This window comes from Streptococcus mitis (assembly GCF_002096855.1).
Taxonomy (GTDB): Bacteria; Bacillota; Bacilli; order Lactobacillales; family Streptococcaceae; genus Streptococcus; species Streptococcus mitis_Y.
In genome coordinates this window covers 32751-51720 of sequence record NZ_NCVH01000033.1, presented here as the reverse complement: position 1 = coordinate 51720, position 18970 = coordinate 32751, and the positions used below count along the sequence as shown (strand labels likewise).

Sequence of the window (18970 nt, the reverse complement as noted above, 5' to 3'; positions counted from 1 at the left end):
AAAAGGTACCCTGGACTATAATGATGATTACTTCGTAATCCTCATCCACCGACTAAAACAATCCAGTAGATTTGATAATTGCTTCGCAATCTTCATCCGCCGACTAAAAAGGTCCCCCGGACCTTTTTAGCCACCTAGATATGCTTTTCTGACTTCTTCTGATGAGGCGAGTTCTTTTCCTGTTCCTGATAGAACGATTTTCCCTGTTTCCAATACATAGCCTCGGTCAGAGATTGCGAGTGCTTTATTGGCATTTTGTTCAATCAAGAGGACGGTTGTTCCTTGTTTCTGGATGTCTTGAATGATATCAAAAATCTCTTGGATAAAGATTGGGGCAAGTCCCATTGATGGTTCATCTAAAAGAAGAAGTTTTGGTGTTGACATGAGGGCGCGTCCCATGGCAAGCATTTGCTGTTCTCCCCCTGAAAGAGTAGCTGCATCTTGGTTCTTCCGTTCTTCAAGACGAGGAAAGCGTGAGAAAACTTTCTTCAAGTTGGCTTGATTTTCTTCACGGTTTTTCTTTAAGAAAGCTCCCATTTCAAGATTTTCCAAGACAGTCAAGCCAGGAAAGACGTGGCGCCCTTCTGGAACTTGTGAAAGACCACCTGCCACGATTTTCTGAGCCGGCATTTTTTGGATTTCTTGACCTAAAAATTCAATCTTTCCAGAACTTGGTCTAACCAAACCAGACAAGGTACGGAGAATGGTTGTCTTACCTGCACCATTGGCACCGATAAGGGAAACAACTTCTCCTTCATTCACTTCAAAGCTTACATCACGGACTGCTTGGATCATGCCGTAATGCACAGAAAGATTATCAACTTTTAACATAGACATTAGGCTTCACCTCCTAGATAAGCTTCGATAACGCGTTTATTGGTCTTAATTTCGTCTGGAGTTCCCTGAGCAATCAAACGACCATATTCAAGTACGTAGATACGTTCTGTCACTTCCATGACCAGATTCATATCGTGTTCAATCAGCATGATCGTAATCTTAAATTCATCTTTGATACGACGAATTAACTCAGTCAATTCTGCTGTTTCCTGCGGATTCATACCTGCAGCTGGTTCATCTAAAAAGAGAATTTTAGGTTCCGTAGCGAGGGCACGAACAATTTCTAAACGACGTTGTTGTCCGTAGGCAAGATTTTTAGCAAGAGTTTCTGCATCACCATCTAAATCAAAGATTTTAAGCAATTCCAAGGCTTTAGCCTTTAATTCTTTTTCACTCTTGTAAAAAGCTGGTAAGCGCAAAAAACTAGCAAAAACATGTTGTTTGTGATGGTTTCCAAAAGCAATCAAAACATTGTCCAAAACTGTTAAATCTTTAAAGAGACGGATATTTTGGAATGTACGTCCAAGTCCCAAAGAAGCAATCTTATAAGGTGAATTTCCATTCAAAAGGTGACCATCTAGTGTTACTGTTCCCTCACTTGGTTCATAAACACCGGTCAAAAGGTTGAAAAGAGTGGTTTTTCCAGCTCCGTTTGGTCCGATTAGTCCAACCAGTTCCCCTTCGTTCAATTCAAGAGTCACATCTCCAACAGCTGTTAGACCGCCAAAATGTTTGGTTAACTGTTTTACTTCAAGTAATGCCATTAGTTTTGTTCCTCCTTCTTAGATTTTTTAAAGAAACGTGATAGGCTCAATTCCCATGTTCCAAGGAGTCCACCTGGTCTGAAAATCATTACCAATACCAAGGCCAAAGCGTAGATAATCATACGCACGCTGGCAACATCTTGGAGAAGCATATTCAAAATTCCAAGAACAATAGCTGAAACGATGGCACCTGTAATGGAACCAAGTCCACCAAATACAACAATAATCAATACGTTGATTGAGTTAATGAATGTGTAATCTTTCGGTACAACAGACCCGATAAATCCTGCCTGAAGTGACCCTGCAATACTTGCAGTAATGGCACCAAAGACAAAAGCGATGATTTTAATTTTAGTTGTATTAACACCGACTGACTCTGCAGCGATTTCATCCTCACGAACGGAGAGGGTTGAACGTCCAATTGGACTACGCAAGAAGTTCAAGGTTGCAATAGTTGTAATCACGACAAAGAAGTAAACCATTTGCCAAGTTGTAAAGTTAGGAATTCCCAAGATACCTGCCGCACCATTTGTAAGGCTTCCGCCATTGATGATAAAGATACGGATAATTTCAGAAACACCTAGAGTCGCTACCGCAAGATAGTCCCCCTTCAAGCGCAAGGTTGGAATTCCGACAAGCAAGGCAACTGCTCCTGAAAGCAAAGCCCCTACAAGCATAGCTCCAAAGAAGGCACCGTAGGTTGGTGATTTAGAACCAATAACAGCTGCTGCATAGGCACCAATCGCCATGAAACCAGCATGACCAAGTGAAAATTGGCCTGAAAAACCAACGATTAAGTTGAGACCAACAGCCAGAATAATATTAATTCCAATTTGTTGTAAAATCTGTACATAGAATAGATTAAGTACTCCGACTGAAACCAATACACTAATCAAGCCATAGCCAGCTAACAAAAGGAGTAACCATAGAATATTAACTTTTAAATTTTCCTTCATCGTTTACACCTTCTCTTTCACATTTTTACCAAGGATACCAGCTGGGCGGACAATCAAGATCAACAACAAGATTCCATAAACAATGGCATCACGGAAGTCTGACATTCCAAAGGCTGTCGCAAAGGTTTCCAATAGACCAATCACAAAACCACCAAGAGCTGCACCAGGAATAATTCCGATACCACCAAGTACTGCGGCAACGAAAGATTTAAGACCTGGAGTAACTCCCATCAAAGGCTCAAGAGAGTTATAATAGAGGGCAATCAGAACACCAGCCGCACCCGCAAGAGCTGACCCCAAAGCGAAGGTAAAGCTGATAGTACGGTTTACATTGATCCCCATCAATTGCGCCGCATCGCTATCTACGGATACTGCACGCATGGCTTTCCCCATCTTAGTCTTTTGGACAATGACTTGTAACAAAATCATCAAAATCAAGGAAATGGCCAAAATCATTAACTGCACGTTTGTTAGGCTAACTGGTCCCAAATCATAGCGAACTGTTTGAATCGCTTGAGGGAAGGCACGGGTATTAGCACCAACCAGATAGACCATCCCATATTCCAATAGGAAAGAAACCCCAATAGCTGTAATCAAAACAGCAATACGAGTAGAGTGACGCAAAGGTCGGTAAGCAAGGAACTCAATCACGACACCAAGAATGGCTGTCGCTAACATAGCTACAATAAGAGCTACAAAGAAATTCATTTGGAAAGAATTAATCAAGAAATAACCGATAAAGGCTCCCATCATATAAATATCACCGTGGGCGAAGTTGATGAGCTTGATAATTCCGTAAACCATGGTATATCCTAGGGCTAACAGCGCATAAACACTACCTAGAATCAAACCATTTACTAGTTGTTGGAGCATAAGATTCACTCTTTCTATTTATAATTTTGAGGGTTTCCCCTCACTTTTTGATAGGTTCTTAAACACCGAAACAGGGAGTGAGTCAGAGGCTCATTCCCTATTTCAACATTTTTCTATTATGGTTTTACAACTTCTGCTGCTTCAACCTTACCATTGTTCATGGTCATCATGTAAGCAGTTTTGACTGTGTTGTGGTCTGCATCGAAGCTTGTTTGACCAGTTACACCTTCAAAATCTTTTGTTTTAGCAAGGTTATCCTTGATTTCACCTGAGTTTTTAGCACCTTTTGCTGCGTTTGCTACAAGGTGAACTGAGTCATAAGCCAAGGCTGCAAATGTTGAAGGCTCTTCGTTGTACTTAGCACGGTAAGCATCAAGGAAAGCTTTTGCTTTAGCTGAAACTTCTACAGTAGTTGAGAAGCCTGAGATAAAGTAGATGTTTGATGCTTTTTCAGCAGTTGCTTGTTGTACAAACTCTTCACCGTTGAATCCATCACCACCAACGATTGGTTTATCAATTCCCATACCACGCGCTTGGTTTACAATTTTACCAGCTTCAGTGTAGTAACCAGGAACAACGATAGCATCAAAGTCTTTCCCTTTCATTTTTGTAAGGGCTGCTTGGAAGTCTGTGTCACCTGCTACGAAAGTTTCATCTGCAACGATTTCACCTTTGTAAGCTTCACGGAAGGCTTTGGCAATACCTTTGGCATAGTCGCTGGCATTATCAGTGTAAAGAACAACTTTCTTAGCTTGCAATTTTTCAGAAACATAGTTTGAGATAATTTTTCCTTGGAAGCTATCTTGGAAAGTTCCGATAAAGAGGTAATCTTGACCTTTAGTCAATCCATCTTGAGTCGCACTTGGCGAAATCAATGGAACACCTGCTTTTGTAGCGTTCGCTACCGCAGCTGCAGTCGCACCAGATGTCGCAGGTCCTACGATTGCTGATACTTTAGATTGAGTTACAAGGTTAGTTGTTACTGAAGCCGCCTCAGCTGTTTCAGACTTATTATCTTTATCGACTACTTCGATTTGTTTTCCATCGATACCACCTGCTGCATTGATTTCATCAACGGCAAGTTGGGCACCTTTTTGTTCAGATGTACCGTAGGCTGCTACGGCACCAGTTTCCTCGAAGTTAAATCCGATTTTGATTGTCTTTTCATCTACTGAGTTACCAGCAGCGTTTGACGCTCCAGACTTCACTTCTCCACAGGCTGCAAGAAGTGCTACACTTGCAAGCGCCACAAACGATAGGGCAAATTTTTTCTTCATTTTTTTGTCTCCTTATTTCTTAAATAAATAGCATGTTAAGAATATACCGAATTATCAGAAAATTGTCAACACTTTTCTTGAACTTTTTCCAAGATAACGTTTTCCTCTCGATAAAGATTGCCCACAAAGGGTGTTTCCAACTCTTGGATATGACAAACTCTGACTTTTTTTATAAACTTTTCCTTGCTCAAGCACCCGACCAATTGCTCCACTTCTTGAGTTGGAACATAAAGCTGTAAGTAACGATGTTTCTTGGAATGATAGGTAATATCTCCATAATCCTGCAGTTTTTTTGCATCACGATTATAGTAAAGATAGATAATCAAGCCAGATCGATTGACTTTTTCAAACATGATAAATCCTCTTTCTAAGAAATCTCTCCCTATTATACCAAAAAAAGCAAACCCAGTCGAGTTTGCCTTCTTTGATTATTAGTTCAATGAATTGTTGGCCATGATTTCATCAATAAAGCCATATTCAAGTGTTTCCTGGGCACTCATCCAGTTATCACGTTCTGCATCTGCATGGACTTTTTCGATTGACTGACCTGAATTTTCAGCCAAGATTTTTTCCAAGATGTTACGAGTTTTGAGCAAGTGTTCTGCAGCAATCGCCATATCGGTTTGTTGAGTACCACCACCTGTACCACCCATTGGTTGGTGGATCATATACTCTGCATTTGGAAGCATGAAACGTTTGCCTTTTGCTCCACTTGATGCAATGACCGTCCCCATAGATGCAGCCATACCCATAACGATAGTTTGGACATCAGCCTTGATAAAGTTCATGGTATCAACGATTGCCAAACCAGCTGAAACGGAACCACCAGGTGTATTGACATAAAGGTAAATATCTTTTGTACTATCTTGGGCATCCAAGAAAAGCAATTGGGCAATAACAGAGTTAGCCATATTGTCTTCAACTGGACCTGTCAACATAATGATGCGGTCTTTAAGAAGACGTGAGTAAATATCGTAGGAACGTTCTCCACGGCTTGTTTGTTCAATAACTACAGGAATCATTTATTTCTCCTTTTGAGTTTTAATTTTGTTGGTCAAATGACTGAAGATAAGACTATTATAATATCTAGGTCAAAAAAGGTCAAATTTTTGCTCTGCTTTCATTAGACAGAAACAAAAATTCAACCTCCCTTCGTGACTGGAAATCCTTTTCCAAGTCAATCTCTTTTTAATTTTATTTTGTACCGAACAAGCGGTCTCCAGCATCTCCAAGACCTGGAACGATATATCCGTGTTCGTTCAAACGTTCATCCAAGGCTGCTGTAAAGATTTCTACATCTGGATGAGCTTCTTGAAGAGCTTTTACACCTTCTGGTGCTGATACAAGGCAGACAAATTTGATATTTGATGCGCCACGTTTTTTAAGAGAATCAACAGCCAAGATTGCTGAGCCACCTGTTGCCAACATTGGGTCTACGACAAAAATTTGACGTTGGTCAATATCTTCAGGCAATTTCACCAAGTACTCAACTGGTTGAAGTGTTTCTTCATCACGGTACATACCGATGTGACCAACTTTAGCAGCTGGAACCAAGCTCAAGAGCCCATCGACCATCCCGATACCTGCACGCAAGATTGGAACGATAGCCAATTTCTTACCTGCCAATTGTTTTTGAACTGTTTTTGTGATTGGTGTTTCGATTTCCACATCTTCTAGTGGAAGATCACGAAGTACTTCATACCCCATCAACATTGCAATCTCATCTACTAGCTCACGGAAAGCTTTTGTAGAAGTATCTGTACGACGCAAGATTGACAATTTGTGTTGAATCAGTGGATGATTAATAACTTCAATTTTTCCCATTTTTGGAGTTCCTTCTTTCAATTTATTCTTCTTATTATACCAAAAAACGGTTTAAAAATCTTTCTAAACCATTTATTTTTGATAATTTTTACATTAGATCTGCCTCTTTAAGAGCTGTCTGTACTGTCTCAAGTGGTAGATGGGTTAATTCTGTTCCCTTTTCTTGATAAAGGTATTGGGCATAGTCGTCCATACGATACTGATTGATATAGACTACACGTTTACAACCGACTTGTAAGAGTTGTTTTGTGCAATTTAAACAAGGGAAATGAGTTACATAAGCTGTAAAGCCTTTAGGAACACCACGTTCTGCACCTTGAAGGATAGCATTGACCTCAGCGTGAAGGGTGCGAACACAGTGGCCTTCGATGACCAGACATTCGTGATCAATACAATGCTCGGTTCCTGACACCGAACCATTGTAACCAGTGGAAATAACCTTATTATCTTTTACCAGAATCGCGCCCACTTTGGCACGTTTACAAGTGGAACGATTAGCAATTAGTAGGGCTTGGGCTGCAAAATACTCATCCCAGGCCAGTCTTTTTTCAGTCATCTCTTTTCTCCTATTTCTCTATTTTTTAAAAAATGGTAACCGTAAATCCGCAATCTTTTCAGCAGGTACCTTCATGCCATCCTTGATCCATTTTAAAAGGACTGAGACGATGGCCGAGCTCCAGAAGGAATGAAGATAAGAGCTGACACCTTTTGATTTTCCATGGTATTTTTCCAGAAATTCCTGCATGGCTTGGACAAAGATTTTTTCCAGATGGTAATCTAAGGCCAGTTGAATCACTCTGGCTTCCTTTCTTGCTTCTCGGAAAAGGTGAACCCAGACCAGATAAAGGTCTGTCTTTAAATCGTAATGATGCAGCTGTTCCATAATATTGTGGACAGTTCGTTTAAAGACACTTTCTAAAATCTCCTCTTTGGAATCATAATTGCGATAAAAGGCCGCACGAGAAACGCCTGCACGTTTGACCAATTCAGAAATACTAATCTTGGTCAAGTCCTTTTTTTCCAAGAGTTGCAAGAGGGCTGTTTCGATGGCTTCTCTAGTTAATAAATTCGATTCTTGGTTTGATTTTCTGAGATTTTCAAGAGACTTTTCAGAGATTCTACGTTCAGACATAACATTTTCTTTCTACTTGTCACAACAGACGGATGAGGCTTTTGTTTCAAGGGCTTTCATGATATAATTGTAAAAAAAGACAGAACCTTTGTCAATGTATAACTGACAAAGATGGAGAATTTCTATGACTTGGAAGATTATTGCTGACTCTGGTTGTGATTATCGTCAGCTGGCAACACCAGCTATTGACGCGACCTTTGTAAGTGTGCCCTTAACCATTCAAGTAGCTGATCAGGTCTTTGTTGATGATGCCAGTCTTGACATTGACCAAATGATGGAAACCATGTATGCAACTGCAGAAGCTTCAAAATCAGCTTGTCCAAGCCCAGATGATTATTTGCGAGCATTTGATGGAGCCAAAAACATTTTTCTAGTAACCATCACTGGTACTCTTTCTGGCAGTCACAATAGTGCTCAACTAGCTAAGAATATTTATCTAGAAGACCATCCTGACACTAAGATTCATGTAATTGATAGCTTGTCTGCTGGTGGGGAAGTTGACTTACTCGTAGAAAAATTAAATGACTTGATTGACCAGGGCTTATCTTTTGAAGAAGTGGTTAAAGCTATCACTGCCTATCAAGAAAAAACCAAGTTACTTTTTGTCCTAGCTAAAGTCGATAACTTGGTGAAAAACGGCCGTTTGAGCAAGCTTATCGGTACGGTCGTTGGCCTTCTAAATATCCGTATGGTCGGAGAAGCTAGTGAAACTGGAACTCTCGAATTGCTACAAAAAGCACGAGGACCAAAGAAATCGATTCAGGCAGCCTATGAAGAGTTAGTCAAGGCTGGATATGCTGGTGGTCGTATTGTCATGGCCCAACGCAATAACGAGAAATGTTGCCAACAGCTTTCAGAGCGAATCCGTGAAACCTTCCCACAGGCGGATATTAAAATTCTCCCAACATCTGGTCTCTGCAGTTTTTATGCGGAAGATGGCGGTTTGCTGATGGGATATGAAATTGATTAATTGCATTCTTGACAAGAGGTGACCATCATCTCTTGTTTTTTTGTGGTACAATAGAGCTATGAAACATTTTGATACTATCGTCATCGGTGGAGGACCTGCTGGAATGATGGCTACAATTTCCAGTAGCTTTTATGGACAGAAAACCCTCCTCATCGAAAAAAATCGGAAACTTGGAAAAAAATTAGCTGGGACTGGTGGGGGACGTTGCAATGTAACCAACAACGGAATTCTAGATGACCTACTAGCTGGAATCCCTGGAAATGGGCGCTTTCTCTACAGTGTCTTCTCCCAATTTGATAACCATGATATCATCAACTTTTTTACAGAAAATGGTGTTAAACTCAAGGTCGAAGACCACGGGCGCGTCTTTCCTGCTAGTGACAAGTCTCGGACTATTATCGAAGCCTTGGAAAAGAAAATCACTGAGCTAGGTGGTCAAGTTGCTACTCAAACCGAGATTGTTTCGGTTAAAAAGGTAGAAAATCAGTTTGTCCTTAAGTCCGCAGACCAAAGATTCACTTGTGAGAAACTTATTGTCACAACTGGTGGGAAATCCTATCCTTCTACTGGTTCTACTGGTTTTGGCCACGAGATTGCCCGTCATTTCAAACATACCATTACCGAGCTTGAGGCTGCTGAAAGTCCTTTATTGACAGATTTCCCACACAAGGTCTTGCAGGGTATTTCGCTGGACGATGTGACCCTAAGTTATGGTAAGCATGTCATCACTCATGATTTACTCTTTACCCACTTTGGTTTGTCAGGCCCTGCTGCTCTGCGTATGTCAAGTTTTGTCAAAGGGGGGGAGGTTCTCTCGCTAGATGTTTTGCCTCAACTTTCTGAGAAGGACTTAGCTACATTTCTAGAAGAAAATCGGGAAAAATCTCTAAAAAATGCCTTAAAAACTTTGCTTCCAGAACGCTTGGCAGAATTTTTTGTACAAGGCTATCCAGAAAAAGTCAAACAACTGACTGAAAAGGAACGCGAACAACTTCTCCAGTCTATCAAAGCACTCAAAATCCCTGTGACCGGAAAAATGTCCCTTGCCAAATCCTTTGTTACCAAAGGGGGAGTCAGTCTTAAGGAAATCAATCCTAAAACTCTGGAAAGTAAGCTGGTACCTGGTCTCCACTTTGCTGGTGAGGTACTGGATATCAATGCCCACACTGGTGGGTTTAACATCACTTCTGCCCTCTGTACTGGTTGGGTGGCGGGATCAAACCCAATCTAAATCTGAATTATTTAATGGCTAAATCAGCCCCAAAAGAAAGGAAGTCCTTTGGAACATATTATCTTGTTAAGGGGAGTTACTCCTAATGGAAAAAATGCTATCCCTAAAATGTCTTATCTAGTAGATATCTTGACAGAAGCTGGTTTTCAACAAGTTCGAACCTATATTCAAAGTGGGAATATCATTCTTGAAAGTGACTTAGATTTAGAAAAAATACGAGAACGTGTCCATACTCTAATAAATGAAAATATTGGTGCTGACTTAAAAATGGTAATCAAGAACAAAAGTGATTTTAAAAAAATTGTCCAAGAAAACCCGTTTGGAGAACACTATCTTTATGACCGTATACACGTGATTTTTTATCAAGAATCTATTAAAAGTCTCCCTTTGGAAAAATTGAAAATCGATTACGGTGAAGAAGAAATTTGTATCGGTAACCATTGTCTTTACCTCTATCTCCCTAGAACTGCAAAACAAAAGAAACTCCATACCAACTATCTTGAAAAGCTTTTTAATGTAGATTTGACAATGCGAAAACTAAATGTAGTAGAAAAATTATTAAGCAAGTAGTACTTGAATTTAGTAAAAATCGGAAGAATACTCCTCCGATTTTATTTTGTCTGAGTTTGGACATAGTGGGCAATCACATCTGATGTGTACTGGGCTGTTCCAGGTCCAAATTTGTCAATGTTTTCCTTAAATTCTGGGTTGTAGACGTAGCCTTTACCGATATGACCAAATACCTCAATAGAGCAGTCAAATCCATAAGTCCGAATGGCTTGCAAGAGTTTAGCAGCTTCTTCTTGATTTTCGGTTGCTGTTACAGGTAGACCAGCTTGAAGATTTTGTGACAATGCTCGAAAGACTTGATTGAAGGCAGCCGTAGCTTCGTCTTCGTGACCTTTTTGGCGCTCCAGCGCTTGGTCCATGACTTCTTGTCCATATTTCTCTACCGCCTCGTGGTGGTATTTTTGATGGTCTTGGTAGTTAAATCCAGCAAATTTCTCTTGAATGCTCATTTCTCTTTCTCCTTTTTGTTCTTGAATGGTTTTTTGCAAGGTGGAAATCAAGGTATCCAGATGTTCCCTTTCTCGAGTCAAATAGTCCAACTGCCTGGTCAAATGAGGCAATAAATCTGTCCTTTCTTCCTTTAATAGCTCTGCTATCTTTTCTAAAGAAAAACCTAGATATTTGTAGTAAAGAATGACCTGAAGGCGTTCCAAATCCTCCTGACTGTAGGTTCGATAGCCGTTTTCCGACTTTAAAGGAACCAAAAGTCCTATCTTATCGTAGTGGTGCAGGGTCTTGACAGAGACACCTGAAAGCTGCGCAGCTTCTTTTATATGGTACATGATTTCCTCCTTACATTGATAGTATAATCCCTCCCCTTAGGTCAGAGTCAAGCGTTTTTACGAAATTTTTTACTTTATCATAACATGAAAATGGTTTTCTTGACAGACCTTAGAAAACATGATAGGATAGTCAAGTCTGTCAATCAAAAGAAACTCTCATTTTGAGTACTGATGAGGCTATTTGCCAAGGGCAGTAGTTTTTTCTTTTGTAATACTAATTTTAGGAGTTTAACTATGTCTGAAAAATCTCAATGGGGTTCTAAACTAGGCTTTATCCTAGCATCTGCTGGTTCAGCCATCGGACTTGGTGCCGTTTGGAAGTTTCCCTACATGACTGCTGCTAACGGCGGAGGAGGCTTTTTACTGGTCTTTCTCATCTCCACTATTCTAATCGGTTTCCCCCTATTGCTGGCTGAATTTGCTCTCGGCCGAAGTGCTGGTGTCTCAGCTATCAAAACCTTTGGAAAACTGGGCGAGAATAGCAAGTACAACTTTATCGGTTGGATTGGTGCCTTTGCCCTCTTTATCCTCTTATCTTTCTACAGTGTTATTGGGGGATGGATTCTGGTTTATCTAGGCATTGAGTTTGGAAAATTGTTCCAAATTGGTGGAACGGGGGATTATGCTCAGTTATTTACTTCAATCATTTCAAACCCAGCCATTGCCCTTGGATCTCAAGCTGCCTTTATCTTGCTGAATATCTTTATTGTATCACGCGGGGTTCAAAAAGGGATTGAAAGAGCTTCTAAGGTCATGATGCCCCTGCTCTTTATTATCTTTGTTGTCATCATCGGTCGTTCTCTCAGCTTACCAAATGCCATGGAAGGGGTTCTTTACTTCCTCAAACCAGACTTTTCAAAACTGACCAGCGCTGGTCTCCTCTATGCTCTGGGACAATCTTTCTTTGCCCTCTCACTAGGGGTGACAGCCATGCTGACCTATGCTTCTTACTTGGACAAGAAAACCAATCTGGTCCAGTCAGGGATTTCCATCGTAGCCATGAACATCTCGGTATCCATCATGGCAGGACTAGCCATTTTCCCAGCCATGTCAGCCTTCAATATCCAGTCTGAAGGGGGACCAAGCCTGCTCTTTATCGTCTTGCCTCAACTCTTTGACAAGATGCCTTTTGGAACCATTTTCTACATCCTTTTCCTCTTGCTCTTCCTCTTTGCGACGGTCACTTCTTCTGTCGTGATGTTGGAAATTAATGTGGGCAATATCACCAATCAGGACAACAGTCAGCGTGCCAAGTGGAGCACCATTTTAGGAATCTTGACCTTTGTCTTTGGAATTCCTTCAGCCCTATCTTACGGTGTTATGGCAGATGTTCACATCTTTGGGAAGACCTTCTTTGACGCTATGGATTTCTTGGTTTCCAATCTCCTCATGCCATTTGGAGCCCTCTGCCTTTCTCTCTTTACAGGCTATATCTTCAAAAAGGCTCTTGCTATGGAGGAACTCCATCTTGATGAACGAGCATGGAAACAAGGACTTTTCCAAGTCTGGCTCTTCCTTCTTCGTTTTATAATTCCAATTATCATCATCGTGGTCTTCATCGCCCAATTTATGTAATCAAAAAGGACTTGAGTAATAAACTCAGGTCCTTTATTTGTTATGGATGACTAACAATCAATTCCAAGCCTTGCCCTTCTAGGGTCCAAGCTTCAACATCACTTGGTAGGATAAAGTGGCTACCTTTTTGGATTGGATAGTTTTTCCCGTCAACAGTTAGTTGACCTTGACCAGCCAAGACACTGAACAAGCTGTAGTCAGCTGTCTTTTCAAAGTTAACTTTCCCATTAATTTCCCACTTGTAAACTGCAAAGAAATCATTAGAGACAAGTAAAGTTGAACGCAAATCATCTGCTTTAACAGTTACAGGACGGCTATTAGCAGGCTCGCCAATGTTCAAAACATCGATAGATTTTTCAAGGTGAAGTTCACGCAAGTTGCCATTATTATCCTTACGGTCAAAGTCATAGACACGGTAGGTTGTGTCGCTAGATTGTTGTGTTTCAAGGATTAAAATACCTGCACCAATAGCGTGCATAGTCCCACTTGGTACGTAGAAGAAATCTCCAGCCTTAACAGGCACTTTTGTCAGCAAGGCATCCCAGTTCTTGTCCTCGATTTGCTGGCGGAGTTCTTCTTTTGATTTGGCATTGTGACCGTAGATAATCTCTGAACCTTCATCTGCAGCGATGATATACCAGCATTCTGTTTTTCCGAGCTCGCCTTCATGTTCTAGACCATAGGCATCGTCTGGGTGAACTTGGACACTGAGCCAGTCGTTAGCATCCAGAATCTTAGTCAACAGTGGAAATACAGGTTCTGGACGATTGCCAAACAATTCACGGTGCTCTGCATATAAAGTAGCAAGATCTGTTCCCTCGTAGCGACCATTGGCAACTTTAGAGACACCATTTGGATGGGCTGAGATGGCCCAATATTCTCCGATTTTTTCACTTGGGATGTCGTAGCCAAACTCATCACGTAGCTTGGTTCCACCCCAGATTTTTTCTTGCATAACTGATTGTAAAAATAATGGTTCTGACATCTTATTCTCCTGTCTGATTTTTCTCCCCTCATTATAGCAAAAAAAGAGTTCCAGTTGAACTCTTTTTCACATCTTATAAAGTAGGGAGAAGATTTTATAAAAATAGTGAACAAATGTGCTCTACTCAATGCTTGCACCATTGCTGGCAATGACATCCTTGTACCAGTAGAAGGATTTCTTCTTGCTACGTTTGAGGCTTCCATGACCAGCATTATCTCGATCTACATAGATAAAGCCATAGCGCTTGTTCATTTCGCCTGTTCCAGCTGAAACCAGATCGATACAGCCCCAAGTCGTATAACCAAGCAAGTCAACGCCATCTTGGTAAATGGCATCTCGCATGGCCTTGATATGAGCCTCTAAGTAAGCAATCCGATAGTCATCTGCTACATGACCATTCTCATCCGGTGTATCCATAGCACCTAGACCGTTTTCCACGATGAACATTGGCTTTTGGTAACGATCCCAGATAGCATTGAGGGTGATACGAAGACCAAGTGGGTCAATCTGCCATCCCCATTCTGAGGATTCAAGATAAGGATTTTTGAGAGAGGCAAAGATATTTCCAGCAGTTAATTCTTTAACTTCTGGATCACCTGAGGCTACTAGACTTGCATAGTAAGAGAAGGAAACAAAGTCAACAGTATTGTCCTTCAACAACTCTAAATCTTCTGCAGTCATTTGAATCTCGATTCGCTCACGCTCCCACTGCTTCTTGGCGTAGTTTGGGTATTCCCCACGCGCTTGAACATCAATGAAGAAGTAACTCTTGCGGTCTTCCTCCATGGCTGCCCAGTAGTCTCTTGGATGGGCTGTGTTAGGATAGTATTGCCCTGCAGCCAACATACATCCCACCTTATTTTCTGGGTCAATTTCGTGGGCAATCTTTGTCGCAAGAGCTGAAGCTACCAACTCATAGTGTGCAGCCTGATATTTAACCAGTTCTTGATTTTCTCCTTCTTCAAAACAGAGCCCAGCTCCCATAAAGGGGGCATGGAGAATCATGTTGATTTCGTTGAAGGTAAGCCAATATTTGACCAAACCCTTATAGCGGGTAAAGAGTGTGCGACAAAGTTTTTCATAGAAGTCTAACATCCGACGATTGCGCCAACCACCGTACTCTGTAATCAAGTGCATAGGACAGTCGAAATGAGTGATAGTCACCAGAGGTTGGATACCATACTTGTGGCACTCCTTAAATAAATCCTCATAAAAGGCTAGACCAGCTTCATTTGGCACTGTTTCGTCGCCCTTAGGAAAAATCCGAGTCCAAGCAATGGATAGACGATAAGTCTTAAAGCCCATTTCCGCAAAAAGGGCAATATCTTCCTTGTAATGATGGTACATATCAATAGCTTGCTTGGCTGGGTAAAAATAGCCCTCCTCAAACGAAAACATCTTTTTCTGACCTGTGATAATGGCTTCACGATCTGGACCGATGGGGACGACATCCACATTCGCCAATCCACGACCTTCTAAATTATAAGCACCCTCACACTGGTTGGCAGCTGTCGCTCCGCCCCACAAGAAACCATCCGGAAAAGTCAGTTTTTCGGTCATAACTCTACTCACTTTCTTATTTGCTTGTTCATTTACTTATATTATAACTTATTCTGTAAACCTTTTCTTATAAAATACTGTGACATACTGATACTATTCTACTATTTAAGTTTATCAGATTGTTTTTTAAAAAATTATCCTCTAGAAAAAGTAAATAGCCTCCCCTGAAACAAAAAAGAAGACTGAAAACTAGTCTCCTCTGTTCCTTTTAAATCAAAGCTGTAATAACCGTCACTAGGCCAAAAATAATACCTGGTGCATTAGCTGCTGCAAGGGGGATATCTCTTTCTTTTTTGAAAAGACCGTAGTAAACCCAGAGACTACAGTTGATGGCAGCAACCAAGGGCTGGATGAAATTTCCTTTTTGACCAGCCAGATTGTTCATGATTTGTGGGAAGTAAGACACATACATCATAACAGACATAAAGGTCGCTACCCAACCTAAAATTTTCATTTGTTTTTCAGACATTTTCAAAACCTCTTTCATTTTTACTGAATCTTATTTTAAAATATTCTTTCAAAACAATCAAGTCTTTAAAACTTTTGTTATAAAGATATAAACTATCACAATCTTGTTATAAGAAAGAGGGAACAGAAAAAAGACCGAATTGCTCCGTTCTGTTTACTCAATCAAATATTAGAAAATGAATACTCCTTTTCAATGAATCGATTGATTGATGGTAAATAAGCCGTTAGAAATTATTGACAGTATCGAAATTTTCTAGTAAAATGAATTTTGTTAATACCTAAATGGTGTGTAGTTTTCTATCAACATAGTCAGGAGAAAAGGAACTTATGCTAAAAAAATTTAATGAATTGTCACTGAAAGATAAGGCTTATCTAATTGGCGGTTTGAGCTTATTAGTCATTGTGATCTCATTTGGTCTACTCAATCGTCAAACAGTAACTGTCAGTCTTGTCTTTACACAACTATCTGCTCCCTTGATTTTGGTGATTTTTACTTGTCTAGTAATCGGGATCATTGCTGGTAGTGCTATTGGTATTAGCTATCACCATAACAAGACTCAAGATCTGAGAAGCCGCATTGCTGAAGCAGAAGCGACTATCAATATAAAAGACAGGGAGCTTGTCCAGTACGAGGAACAGGTGCAACAATTAAAACAGGAAGCCAAACAATAAGTGTAGAAATCATAACCACCCGTGAAAACGGGTGGTTTTTTGTCTCGCACCTAACGGAGCGAGACGGACTGAAAGTCGCATAAATACAAAAAAGATCGAATTGCTCCGATCTTTTTAAGTTTCACTCCAAGAATGTTTAGATAAAAAATTTGATAATAGAATTACCTACTTCATACGATAAAAATCAATCACTAGACCAGCAGGCCCTTTAACTAATAAGGACTCTGTTCCCCAATCGGTTACAGTTGGTCCGTTTAAAACCTGGATACCAAGTTCTTTCAACCGTTGGTAATTCTGGTCTACATCCTCAACCTCGATATGAAGAATGATTCCTGACTGAAAATCTTCCAAAGGAATCAAATGATTTTGGGACAACATCAGACAGTGACTGCCAATCGTAAACTGAGCAAAACTGTCATCAACATAATCGGATTTTTTATCCAAAATACGCTCCAAGTCAGCACAGACTTGTGGAACATCGGAAACGATAATATCTAATTGATTTAAATTCATTTACTATCCTCCATAAAAAGACCGGATTGCTCCGATCTTTTTAAGTTTCGCTCTAAGAAAATCAAAGAATAAACAAGGCATCGAACCGCAGGCAGTACTGAAGTACGGCAAGGTGAAGATAACACAGTTTAAATTTGATTTTCGACGAGAGGAATTATTTAATTGCGCGTGATTGCAAACCTTCTTCTTCCAAGAAGAGGCGGAATGGTACGAGTTCTTCTGCTTCGTATTTTTCCTTGAAGTCTTTGATTGCTTCTTCTGAGTGAAGTTTTGGATCCAATTCAAGTACTTCTACTGGAAGTGGACGGTGTGGAGTGATGCGAGCATCGATCACAACAGTTTTACCTTCTTTGTTGAGTTTAACAGCTTCTGCAACAACTGCATCGATGTCTTCGATACGGTCAACTGTAAATCCTACAGCACCTTGAGCTTCAGCGATTTTCGCATAGTCAGCATTAGGGAAGTCACAACCAAACAAGTGTTTGTTTGTGTCTTCGTATTTGTCCTTGATGAAGGCATATTTACCATTTGAGAAGACAACGTTGATAACTGGAAGGTCGTATTGAACGTTTGTGATAACGTCTGGGTAGCACATGTTGAATGCACCGTCACCCATGATGTTCCATACTTGGCGATCTGGATTGTCTTTCTTAGCAGCGATACCACCAGGAAGGGCAATACCCATTGTCGCAAAGAGTGGAGATGTACGCCACATGTTCTTAGGTGTCATGTGAAGGTGACGAGTAGATGTTTGAGTAGTGTCACCTACGTCGATTGAATAGATAGCGTCTTGATCAGCATGTTTGTTGATTGCATTGTAAACTTGATACAATTGCAATTCACCCTCAGTTTTACCTTCGAGTTTGTTCATGTAATCACGCCAGTTTTGGTTATTCTTAACGTTTGCACGCCACCATGGAGTAGATTCAACTGGATTCACTTTGTCAAGGATTGCTTTCGCTGCTTGACCTGCGTCACCAAGGATTGAAGCGTCAAGGGCGTGACGTTTACCAAGTTTGTAAGGGTCAATATCAACTTGGATGAATTTTTCAGTGTTCTTGAATGCTTCATAAACTTCAGCAAATGGGAAGTTTGAACCAAGGAAAAGAACTGTGTCTGCTTCAAAGACCACTTCGTTGGCTGGTTTCCAACCAACACGGTAAGCAGAACCTGTCAAACCTTCATAGTTCCATTCGAAAGCTTCAAAGTTTTTACCAGTTGTGATGATTGGTGCTTTGATTTTACGTGACAATTCAGTAATCACTTCACCAGCTTTCACACCACCGTAACCAGCATAGATAACTGGACGTTCAGCATTGTTCAAGATTTCAACAGCTTTGTCGATTTCAACTTCGTTCAAAGCAGGAGCGATGAATGAACGCTCGTATGAACCTGATCCATAGTATGAGTTTTCGTCGATTTCTTGGAAACCGAAGTTTACTGGGATTTCAACAACAGCTGGACCTTTTTTAGAAACTGCAGCACGGCAAGCTTCGTCAATAACTTTTGGCAATTGCTCAGCGTAAGCTACACGTTTGTTATATACAGCGATACCGTTGTACATTGGGTTTTGGTTCAATTCTTGGAAAGCATCCATGTTGAGTTCGTTAACTGGACGTGATCCAAGGATTGCTAGGAATGGAGTGTTATCCATAGCTGCATCGTAAACACCGTTAATCAAGTGAGTCGCACCTGGACCACCTGAACCAACTGCAACCCCGATTGAGCCGCCGAATTTAGCTTGCATAACCGCTGCAAGAGCACCTGTTTCTTCGTGGCGAACTTGCAAGAAGCGGATATCTTTGTCTTCAGCCAAAGCATCCATCAATGAGCTGAGTGTTCCAGATGGGATACCGTAGATTGTGTCTACGCCCCATGTTTTCAATACGTTGAGCATTGCTGCAGATGCAGTAATTTTCCCTTGAGTCATAATGATAACTCTCCTTCAAATATTTTTAAAATTTGATTCATCCGTTTTCAT

21 protein-coding genes are annotated in these 18970 nt (G+C 40.7%); 5 read left to right on the top strand and 16 right to left on the bottom strand.

Annotated features, from left to right (window positions below; translation table 11 throughout):
- Positions 1-126 precede the first annotated feature (126 nt).
- From B7698_RS08345 to B7698_RS08295, 10 genes are all read right to left on the bottom strand, one after another.
- Positions 127-837, bottom strand: a complete 711-nt coding sequence (locus tag B7698_RS08345) for an ABC transporter ATP-binding protein (RefSeq protein ID WP_049497486.1) — start codon at positions 835-837, stop codon at positions 127-129.
- Positions 837-1601, bottom strand: coding sequence for an ABC transporter ATP-binding protein (locus B7698_RS08340; protein WP_084865249.1), 765 nt, complete (start codon positions 1599-1601; stop codon positions 837-839). The genes B7698_RS08345 and B7698_RS08340 overlap by 1 nt, the downstream gene beginning before the upstream one ends.
- A complete protein-coding gene (locus B7698_RS08335) occupies positions 1601-2557 on the bottom strand; it encodes a branched-chain amino acid ABC transporter permease (RefSeq protein ID WP_084865247.1) in 957 nt (318 codons plus the stop codon). The genes B7698_RS08340 and B7698_RS08335 overlap by 1 nt, the downstream gene beginning before the upstream one ends.
- 3 nt (positions 2558-2560) lie before the next feature.
- On the bottom strand, positions 2561-3430 hold the full coding sequence (locus B7698_RS08330; protein ID WP_000941427.1) for a branched-chain amino acid ABC transporter permease: 870 nt from the start codon (positions 3428-3430) through the stop codon (positions 2561-2563).
- 116 nt (positions 3431-3546) lie between these two features.
- Positions 3547-4707 (bottom strand): ABC transporter substrate-binding protein, encoded by a 1161-nt coding sequence (locus B7698_RS08325; RefSeq protein ID WP_084865245.1) that lies wholly within the window; start codon positions 4705-4707, stop codon positions 3547-3549.
- Between the two features lie 65 nt (positions 4708-4772).
- On the bottom strand, positions 4773-5060 hold the full coding sequence (locus tag B7698_RS08320; RefSeq protein ID WP_084865243.1) for a YlbG family protein: 288 nt from the start codon (positions 5058-5060) through the stop codon (positions 4773-4775).
- Between the two features lie 78 nt (positions 5061-5138).
- Complete coding sequence (clpP, locus tag B7698_RS08310) at positions 5139-5729, bottom strand: ATP-dependent Clp protease proteolytic subunit ClpP (RefSeq protein WP_000613471.1); 591 nt, start codon at positions 5727-5729, stop codon at positions 5139-5141.
- Between the two features lie 172 nt (positions 5730-5901).
- On the bottom strand, positions 5902-6531 hold the full coding sequence (upp, locus tag B7698_RS08305; protein ID WP_000515974.1) for a uracil phosphoribosyltransferase: 630 nt from the start codon (positions 6529-6531) through the stop codon (positions 5902-5904).
- Between the two features lie 88 nt (positions 6532-6619).
- On the bottom strand, positions 6620-7087 hold the full coding sequence (locus B7698_RS08300; protein WP_000136976.1) for a deoxycytidylate deaminase: 468 nt from the start codon (positions 7085-7087) through the stop codon (positions 6620-6622).
- Positions 7088-7105: 18 nt separating this feature from the next.
- Positions 7106-7663 (bottom strand): TetR/AcrR family transcriptional regulator, encoded by a 558-nt coding sequence (locus B7698_RS08295; protein WP_000004136.1) that lies wholly within the window; start codon positions 7661-7663, stop codon positions 7106-7108.
- A 124-nt stretch (positions 7664-7787) separates the two neighbouring features.
- On the opposite strand from B7698_RS08295, the gene B7698_RS08290 reads away from it, so the two are divergent.
- Genes B7698_RS08290 through B7698_RS08280 form a run of 3 tightly spaced genes read left to right on the top strand, consistent with a single transcriptional unit; the run spans position 7788 to position 10434 of the window.
- Positions 7788-8633 carry a DegV family protein gene (locus B7698_RS08290; RefSeq protein WP_084865241.1) on the top strand — a complete coding sequence of 282 codons (846 nt, stop codon included), beginning with the start codon at positions 7788-7790 and terminating at the stop codon, positions 8631-8633.
- Between the two features lie 58 nt (positions 8634-8691).
- Complete coding sequence (gene aao, locus B7698_RS08285) at positions 8692-9864, top strand: aminoacetone oxidase (protein WP_084865240.1); 1173 nt, start codon at positions 8692-8694, stop codon at positions 9862-9864.
- A gap of 48 nt (positions 9865-9912) precedes the next feature.
- Positions 9913-10434, top strand: a complete 522-nt coding sequence (locus tag B7698_RS08280; protein ID WP_000400050.1) for a DUF1697 domain-containing protein — start codon at positions 9913-9915, stop codon at positions 10432-10434.
- 41 nt (positions 10435-10475) lie between these two features.
- On the opposite strand, the gene B7698_RS08275 is transcribed toward B7698_RS08280, so the two are convergent.
- Positions 10476-11216 carry a MerR family transcriptional regulator gene (locus B7698_RS08275; RefSeq protein ID WP_084865238.1) on the bottom strand — a complete coding sequence of 247 codons (741 nt, stop codon included), beginning with the start codon at positions 11214-11216 and terminating at the stop codon, positions 10476-10478.
- A gap of 234 nt (positions 11217-11450) precedes the next feature.
- Here B7698_RS08275 and B7698_RS08270 point away from each other — a divergent pair, with 234 nt between their 5' ends.
- A complete protein-coding gene (locus B7698_RS08270) occupies positions 11451-12791 on the top strand; it encodes a sodium-dependent transporter (protein WP_084865237.1) in 1341 nt (446 codons plus the stop codon).
- Positions 12792-12831: 40 nt separating this feature from the next.
- Here B7698_RS08270 and manA read toward each other — a convergent pair whose 3' ends face one another.
- The 3 genes from manA to B7698_RS08255 all read right to left on the bottom strand — a co-directional run bounded on the left by manA (position 12832) and on the right by B7698_RS08255 (position 15805).
- Complete coding sequence (manA, locus tag B7698_RS08265) at positions 12832-13776, bottom strand: mannose-6-phosphate isomerase, class I (protein WP_049500147.1); 945 nt, start codon at positions 13774-13776, stop codon at positions 12832-12834.
- Between the two features lie 120 nt (positions 13777-13896).
- Positions 13897-15336, bottom strand: coding sequence for a 6-phospho-beta-glucosidase (locus B7698_RS08260; RefSeq protein ID WP_000136868.1), 1440 nt, complete (start codon positions 15334-15336; stop codon positions 13897-13899).
- Between the two features lie 208 nt (positions 15337-15544).
- Complete coding sequence (locus B7698_RS08255; RefSeq protein WP_001291472.1) at positions 15545-15805, bottom strand: SemiSWEET family transporter; 261 nt, start codon at positions 15803-15805, stop codon at positions 15545-15547.
- A 326-nt stretch (positions 15806-16131) separates the two neighbouring features.
- On the opposite strand from B7698_RS08255, the gene B7698_RS08250 reads away from it, so the two are divergent.
- Positions 16132-16476, top strand: a complete 345-nt coding sequence (locus B7698_RS08250; RefSeq protein WP_000913393.1) for a lipopolysaccharide assembly protein LapA domain-containing protein — start codon at positions 16132-16134, stop codon at positions 16474-16476.
- Positions 16477-16641: 165 nt separating this feature from the next.
- On the opposite strand, the gene B7698_RS08245 is transcribed toward B7698_RS08250, so the two are convergent.
- Positions 16642-16989 (bottom strand): VOC family protein, encoded by a 348-nt coding sequence (locus B7698_RS08245; RefSeq protein WP_001052644.1) that lies wholly within the window; start codon positions 16987-16989, stop codon positions 16642-16644.
- A gap of 154 nt (positions 16990-17143) precedes the next feature.
- Positions 17144-18919 (bottom strand): pyruvate oxidase, encoded by a 1776-nt coding sequence (spxB, locus tag B7698_RS08240; RefSeq protein WP_023943150.1) that lies wholly within the window; start codon positions 18917-18919, stop codon positions 17144-17146.
- Positions 18920-18970 lie beyond the last annotated feature (51 nt).

What these genes read in the sequence shown, in the direction of transcription:
- B7698_RS08345 (WP_049497486.1), bottom strand. Translation starts at nt 837, where the DNA reads ATGTCTATGTTAAAAGTTGATAATCTTTCTGTGCATTACGGCATGATC.
- B7698_RS08340 (WP_084865249.1), bottom strand. Translation starts at nt 1,601, where the DNA reads ATGGCATTACTTGAAGTAAAACAGTTAACCAAACATTTTGGCGGTCTA.
- B7698_RS08335 (WP_084865247.1), bottom strand. Translation starts at nt 2,557, where the DNA reads ATGAAGGAAAATTTAAAAGTTAATATTCTATGGTTACTCCTTTTGTTA.
- B7698_RS08330 (WP_000941427.1), bottom strand. Translation starts at nt 3,430, where the DNA reads ATGCTCCAACAACTAGTAAATGGTTTGATTCTAGGTAGTGTTTATGCG.
- B7698_RS08325 (WP_084865245.1), bottom strand. Translation starts at nt 4,707, where the DNA reads ATGAAGAAAAAATTTGCCCTATCGTTTGTGGCGCTTGCAAGTGTAGCA.
- B7698_RS08320 (WP_084865243.1), bottom strand. Translation starts at nt 5,060, where the DNA reads ATGTTTGAAAAAGTCAATCGATCTGGCTTGATTATCTATCTTTACTAT.
- clpP (WP_000613471.1), bottom strand. Translation starts at nt 5,729, where the DNA reads ATGATTCCTGTAGTTATTGAACAAACAAGCCGTGGAGAACGTTCCTAC.
- upp (WP_000515974.1), bottom strand. Translation starts at nt 6,531, where the DNA reads ATGGGAAAAATTGAAGTTATTAATCATCCACTGATTCAACACAAATTG.
- B7698_RS08300 (WP_000136976.1), bottom strand. Translation starts at nt 7,087, where the DNA reads ATGACTGAAAAAAGACTGGCCTGGGATGAGTATTTTGCAGCCCAAGCC.
- B7698_RS08295 (WP_000004136.1), bottom strand. Translation starts at nt 7,663, where the DNA reads ATGTCTGAACGTAGAATCTCTGAAAAGTCTCTTGAAAATCTCAGAAAA.
- B7698_RS08290 (WP_084865241.1), top strand. Translation starts at nt 7,788, where the DNA reads ATGACTTGGAAGATTATTGCTGACTCTGGTTGTGATTATCGTCAGCTG.
- aao (WP_084865240.1), top strand. Translation starts at nt 8,692, where the DNA reads ATGAAACATTTTGATACTATCGTCATCGGTGGAGGACCTGCTGGAATG.
- B7698_RS08275 (WP_084865238.1), bottom strand. Translation starts at nt 11,216, where the DNA reads ATGTACCATATAAAAGAAGCTGCGCAGCTTTCAGGTGTCTCTGTCAAG.
- B7698_RS08270 (WP_084865237.1), top strand. Translation starts at nt 11,451, where the DNA reads ATGTCTGAAAAATCTCAATGGGGTTCTAAACTAGGCTTTATCCTAGCA.
- manA (WP_049500147.1), bottom strand. Translation starts at nt 13,776, where the DNA reads ATGTCAGAACCATTATTTTTACAATCAGTTATGCAAGAAAAAATCTGG.
- B7698_RS08260 (WP_000136868.1), bottom strand. Translation starts at nt 15,336, where the DNA reads ATGACCGAAAAACTGACTTTTCCGGATGGTTTCTTGTGGGGCGGAGCG.
- B7698_RS08255 (WP_001291472.1), bottom strand. Translation starts at nt 15,805, where the DNA reads ATGTCTGAAAAACAAATGAAAATTTTAGGTTGGGTAGCGACCTTTATG.
- B7698_RS08250 (WP_000913393.1), top strand. Translation starts at nt 16,132, where the DNA reads ATGCTAAAAAAATTTAATGAATTGTCACTGAAAGATAAGGCTTATCTA.
- B7698_RS08245 (WP_001052644.1), bottom strand. Translation starts at nt 16,989, where the DNA reads ATGAATTTAAATCAATTAGATATTATCGTTTCCGATGTTCCACAAGTC.
- spxB (WP_023943150.1), bottom strand. Translation starts at nt 18,919, where the DNA reads ATGACTCAAGGGAAAATTACTGCATCTGCAGCAATGCTCAACGTATTG.